This is a genomic window from Protofrankia sp. Cr2, assembly GCF_963555885.1.
Lineage (GTDB): Bacteria > Actinomycetota > Actinomycetes > Frankiales > Frankiaceae > Protofrankia.
On the sequence record NZ_CAUVXG010000013.1, the window covers coordinates 96185 to 101062 of the forward strand.

Annotated in this window: 4 protein-coding genes and 1 pseudogene; 1 reads left to right on the top strand and 4 read right to left on the bottom strand. The window is 66.0% G+C overall.

Going from position 1 to position 4878, the window contains the following annotated elements; all coding sequences use genetic code 11:
- Window positions 1-402 precede the first annotated feature (402 nt).
- The 4 genes and pseudogenes from U9978_RS09085 to U9978_RS09100 form a co-directional block, all read right to left on the bottom strand.
- Window positions 403-639 carry a hypothetical protein gene (locus tag U9978_RS09085; RefSeq protein ID WP_322760629.1) on the bottom strand — a complete coding sequence of 79 codons (237 nt, stop codon included), beginning with the start codon at window positions 637-639 and terminating at the stop codon, window positions 403-405.
- A gap of 310 nt (window positions 640-949) precedes the next feature.
- Window positions 950-1282, bottom strand: coding sequence for a transposase (locus U9978_RS09090; protein ID WP_322760632.1), 333 nt, complete (start codon window positions 1280-1282; stop codon window positions 950-952).
- Window positions 1173-1469 (bottom strand): annotated as a pseudogene (locus U9978_RS09095) (transposase); the annotation flags it as partial. The gene U9978_RS09090 and the pseudogene U9978_RS09095, both read right to left, overlap by 110 nt.
- 556 nt (window positions 1470-2025) lie before the next feature.
- Window positions 2026-2457, bottom strand: a complete 432-nt coding sequence (locus U9978_RS09100; RefSeq protein ID WP_322760630.1) for a GNAT family N-acetyltransferase — start codon at window positions 2455-2457, stop codon at window positions 2026-2028.
- An 806-nt stretch (window positions 2458-3263) separates the two neighbouring features.
- Between U9978_RS09100 and U9978_RS09105 the strand changes: the two genes are divergently transcribed.
- Window positions 3264-3632, top strand: a complete 369-nt coding sequence (locus U9978_RS09105) for a VOC family protein (RefSeq protein WP_322760631.1) — start codon at window positions 3264-3266, stop codon at window positions 3630-3632.
- The last annotated feature ends 1246 nt before the right edge of the window (window positions 3633-4878 follow it).

The following is a 4878-nucleotide window of genomic DNA, read 5'->3' on the forward strand; positions in this document are numbered from 1 at the left end:
CCGGGCGGGGTGGCGTTGGATCGCGCGGGACGGCGGCGGAGGACCCGGCCCGCGCCCGACAGCGGCCCGTACGACGCGGGGGCCAGAACCAGCCACGCCCTACCGGCGATCACCTCGTAAGCCAACGAGGCCGCTCGCGGCCCATGTCCGCCCTCAACCCGGCCCCGATAGGGAGGGAGTTTTCCGGGCAGGCTCGGCGCCCGGCCAGAATGGCCCTGTCCGGAGCAAACGCCACGACGTGCATGACGTCAGCCGTTCGCAAGTCGGCCGTCATCGTGCGGTCCTCGCCCTGACGCTTGTCTGTGCTCTGTCGCTTTTGCGTCCGACCGCGTTTCTTGCCGTTGCGACACCAACGTACCCGCACGGTAACCGGTCAGGTATCGAAGATCGTTTGATAGATGGTCAGGCGGCTGCGGGCATCCAAGGGCGGCCCTCGGCAAGTCGGACGAGGGCGTCGAAGAAGTGGACTCCGTGTTTCGCGGCGGTGGCGAGGTAGCTCCGGATCGCGCAGAACTGGCGGACGCCGGTGAGGGTGCATTGGCAGCCGGACACTTTCTGGCGGAGTTTGACCATTCTGATGTCGCGGTCAGGTACAGGGTGTCGCTTGAATCGGCCGACGGCGAGCGCACTTTTGGGCATGCCTTAACAGCCGCGGGAGCGGTGCGGCCGTGGGTCTGAGGGCGGTAGTTATCCCTGGTGGGACGGGGTTTCTCGGGATCGTCGACCGGTGGTCAGGGTGTGGGTTTCGGCGGGCCGCGGCCGGCATGGCGATGTCCGTGACGCCCCGAGATCGGCGGGTGATCAGGATTCATTAGGTATGCGGCTTTCGGTGTTTTATAGGCGTTCTGTCTGTGCCGTGCCCGAGTATAGGCCGCTTCAGCACCATTCGCCGCTCTTATAGTGTTTCACCGGGTTTCATGGTTTGTGGGTGTTTCTCGTCGTGACCGGGTCAGCCGGGGGTGTGGGCCAGCCGGAGGAGGGTGGACCATGCGGGGGTGGCCTGTCCGGACAGGGTTCTCCGGAACAGTTTCGCGATGTTGTCGGTGAGAGTGATGAGTTTCCATTCGGCGTCGGCGGCAGCCATGCCGACGCGGATGAACCGGCGGATGTCGCGGTTGTTTTTCACCTGTCCGAATCCGGTTTCGACGGTGGCGGCGCGGCGTCGGTAGGTTGCTTTTCCCCAGGTGGCGTCTACGCAGATAGGCGCGGTTGCTGCGGGACGAGTAGGCCTTGTCTGCGGCGACCGCGTCGGGTCGGGTGCGGGGACGGCCGACAGGCCCAGGGACCCGGACCTTCGCCAGTACCGGGGTGAACCGCGGACTGTCCACGGCCTGCCCCGCGGTCAGGACGAACGCCAGCGGCCGGCACCGCCGGTCAACGGCGAGGTGAACCTTGCTGGTCTGCCCGCCCCGCGACCGTCCCAGCAGGGCGGCTTTCATCCGGAGCCGGAGCCGGCTCCGGATGCGTCGCTGTTGCTCCCTCGCCCGATCGCCTCCGGGGTTCTGCCCGTCTTGTCCGTCCGGGCCTCATCGTCCTGCGGGAAGGCCGGGCGGAGGACGTCCTCGGCTACATCGACGGGGTGCTGCTCGTTGACGCGTGGCCGGAACTGGTGCTGCCCGCCCCGATCCGACGCGCCTGGGAGGACCGGGCCGGCATGCGATGATCACGGCGTTGCAGCGGCCGCCCATGGTTGGGTGACTTGTTTCCCAGGTCGGCGCTCCTGCGCCACCAGGTCCTCGGTGGCCTGATCAACGAATATGAACGAGCGGGCCTGTAGAAATAACGGCCACGACGGCGACAAGAACGACTATCACCGTGGCGATGGCCGTCGCCACGGTTCGCCATCGGGCCCGGCGTGGGTGGGCCGCAGGGGACACGCCGAGTCCCCCGCGTCCTGCGCCGGGCGTGAGCGGCACCGGCGTTTGTCGCGGCCGGGGAAGCATCGGGGCCGCCTGCGCCGCCACCACCGCGGCCAGAGACCCCTGGCCGATGCAGGACCTTGTGTCTGCGCCCCGTCCTCGGCGATCAGGCTCGTTTCTCCATGTCGACGAACTCCACGGCTCCGTAGCGCTCGAACGTGCGCACGTGCCGGCCGGTCTCGGTGAAGCCGAGGCGCCGGTAGACGCGGATCGCGCGCACGTTGAACGCGGCGACGGCGAGCACGACCCGACGTGGGGCGTAGACCTCGCGGGCGAACTCCAGGCCGGCACGCACGAACTGTTCCCCGAGCCCACGGCCGGTACAGTCGGGCCGTAGGCCGAGCCCGTAGACGAGCACCTCGCCCTGCGGCTCGAACTCGTAGAAGCCCACCAACCTGCCGTCGTCGTCGTCGCGCGCGGCGAAACAGCGCTCCGGGTTGTTCTCCGGCCCCTCGTCATCGTAAAAGTCGTACGGCGGGTCGTAGCGCCAGCGGCATCGCTCACGGAACACGCTGTCGTCGGCCGGCTCGATCCGCACTCCGTCGCTCCTGCCTGGCTAGCGGGGCTCCGCGAGCCACCGCCGCAACATCGTGGCCGACACCAATCTACGATCTTGAGTCAAGCTAGCACGGCCGGATCGGGCCGTTCGGCCCGGCCCGTTGCTGGACACTGGCAACACGACGGCACCGTGCGGATGTGGGACACCTCCGACCGATGCGACGCCGGCCCCGCCCACCGCCCCGTGTCGGCCGAACGGCGTCGGAAGCGTCCAGAACCACGGTGTGACTACCAGGTCCGCGGAACGTGTGTTCGGCTCGGCGGATGATGTTGCGAAGCCGACGTTCACTGGGCATCATCCCTGGTCAGCAGTCGCATGGAGACCGGGCGGATGGTGATTTCGGGACCCTGAATCAAGATCGACCGGTCCTTGTTGTGGTGCGTTAGGTCCACCATCCGCCCGATGGGTAGGTGTCGTACACCATCTGACCTGGTCGTATAGCTGTTCGCACATACCATATTACTGATTTTCGTAATGTGGAGTTCGCTGGTTAGTTTGAGGCGGCCATGTCCTGGCAGCACCGGACACCCTCGGTGTTCGCCGGCACTTAGAGCGACCGACAATAGGGGACGCGGCGTCGCGGGACTGGGGCACGCACCTCGCCACGTTGTCGTCAGTCGACACCCAACACCTCCGGTGCCTCCCTCCTCCGCCTCGCGATGCCCGCACCCCATCCCCGCTCCTTGATCCACTCCCCTATTGTCGGGCGCTTTTACAAGGGTGAGCACGATTGAGGTCGGGCTGTGTTTCACGGTGGCGGTATCGAGGTCGGCTACTGTTGGTGGATGGAGAGGGTGACCGGCATCGGCGGAGTGTTCCAGCGAGCAGGGGAAGCCGCGAGCCTTAGGGCCTGGTATGCGAGTCACCTGGGCTTCGACCTGGCCGACTTCGGCGGCGTCCAGTTCAGCTGGGAGCCGGGCGGCTCAACCACTTGGGCGATCTTCGACGGGGATACCGACTACTTCGGTCGGCGCGAGCAAGCGTTCATGGTTAACTTCCGGGTGGCCGATCTGGACGCGATGCTCACCCAACTGCGTGCCGAAGGGGTCGAGGTGATCGACGCTGTCGAGGAGTCCGGGTACGGCCGGTTCGGCTGGGCCGTTGATCCGGAAGGGACCCGATTCGAGTTGTGGGAACCTCCGCCGGGCCAGTAGACGAAGCCCCGCGCAGCGGCTTCTCGGCGGACTCCACGATGTGCCGATGGTGACATCAGTCCACGCTGGCCCATCTGTCGATCGTCTGGCTGCTGGCCGCCTGGTGGCCGCAGGACAACTTTTACCGGCTTGCCGCCAAGACCGACTGGGCACGTCAGGCGGCCCTCGTCTACGGGTTCAACATCACCTTGATGATCGCCGCGGCCGTGCTCGTCGTCTTCGCGGTCCGCGAGCGCCCCGCGGGGTGACCCCCAGATGGGCGAACATCCCGCCAAGGGCCGCGTTCGCGCTTCGGACGGTGGTCTCCGCGTCATCCAGGGTCCGCCTGGTGCGGCCGGCTATCGCCACGCCAAGGTAGGGGACGGGGTCGAATGCGGCTGTCGGGATGGTGACCAGCAGTGTCGCGCCGATCGCCCGGCAGCTCTGGGCAGTGCGGGCGAGGTGTTCGCGCAGCATCCCGGCGGGCAGCCGGGCACCTGGCCCGAGTTTCCTGGATAGTTCGATCTTGGCTAAGGTTTTCGCAGCTTATGACCAATGTCGATCTTCCCGGAGTGTATGATCTAAGTCCGGGGCGACCACCTCGCTACGCCGAAGCCAGAGATCATTCCGGCAGGCGGCCAGAAACTCCTCGTCATAGCCCCAATACGCCTTGGAACGCATTGTCAGTCCGCTCAGCGCCTCGGCTTCGTCCGGGCGCGCAGCCCTCAGCTTCACCGCTTCGGTCAAGCCGCTCATCCAGGGATGCTCTCACGGAAGGCGAGGGGCCAAGTGCCCAGCACGGGCTCTGCGTGGGGACCGCGATTACATCGGGGCGCTGCTGCCCCATGCCGACGTGGTGCAGGCGCTGTTGTCCGGCCTGTGGGCTTGAGGGGATCGCCGGCGTCCACGAGGTGTTTGATCACGGTGCGAACGCGTGCTAATTTACCGATGATCTACGTGTAATTTCCATGGTCAAATATGTGTCAAATCCATGATCGGATATTCGTACGCTCCTACGTTCCCCGTCTGCTCGACACGGAGTTGCGGGATATCGTCGCCTCCCACCCCGACGCACGACACCTGGAATGGCTTTAGGTGGAGAGTTGGGTGGCTTGGTGATTATTACGAATTTTCAGGTTGTTGTGTTCGGGATGTTTAACTCGGCGTCGAGACGTCGCAGGACGAAGGTCGGCTGTCTCAGCAGCACCGCGGACTGTGCCCGGATCGCCGCCGCCCCGCCCACCCCCCTCCTTCTATGGTGCTGTAC

Coding starts and splice junctions, on each gene's coding strand:
- U9978_RS09085 (WP_322760629.1), bottom strand. CDS start 639: ATGCCCAAAAGTGCGCTCGCCGTCGGCCGATTCAAGCGACACCCTGTA.
- U9978_RS09105 (WP_322760631.1), top strand. CDS start 3,264: ATGGAGAGGGTGACCGGCATCGGCGGAGTGTTCCAGCGAGCAGGGGAA.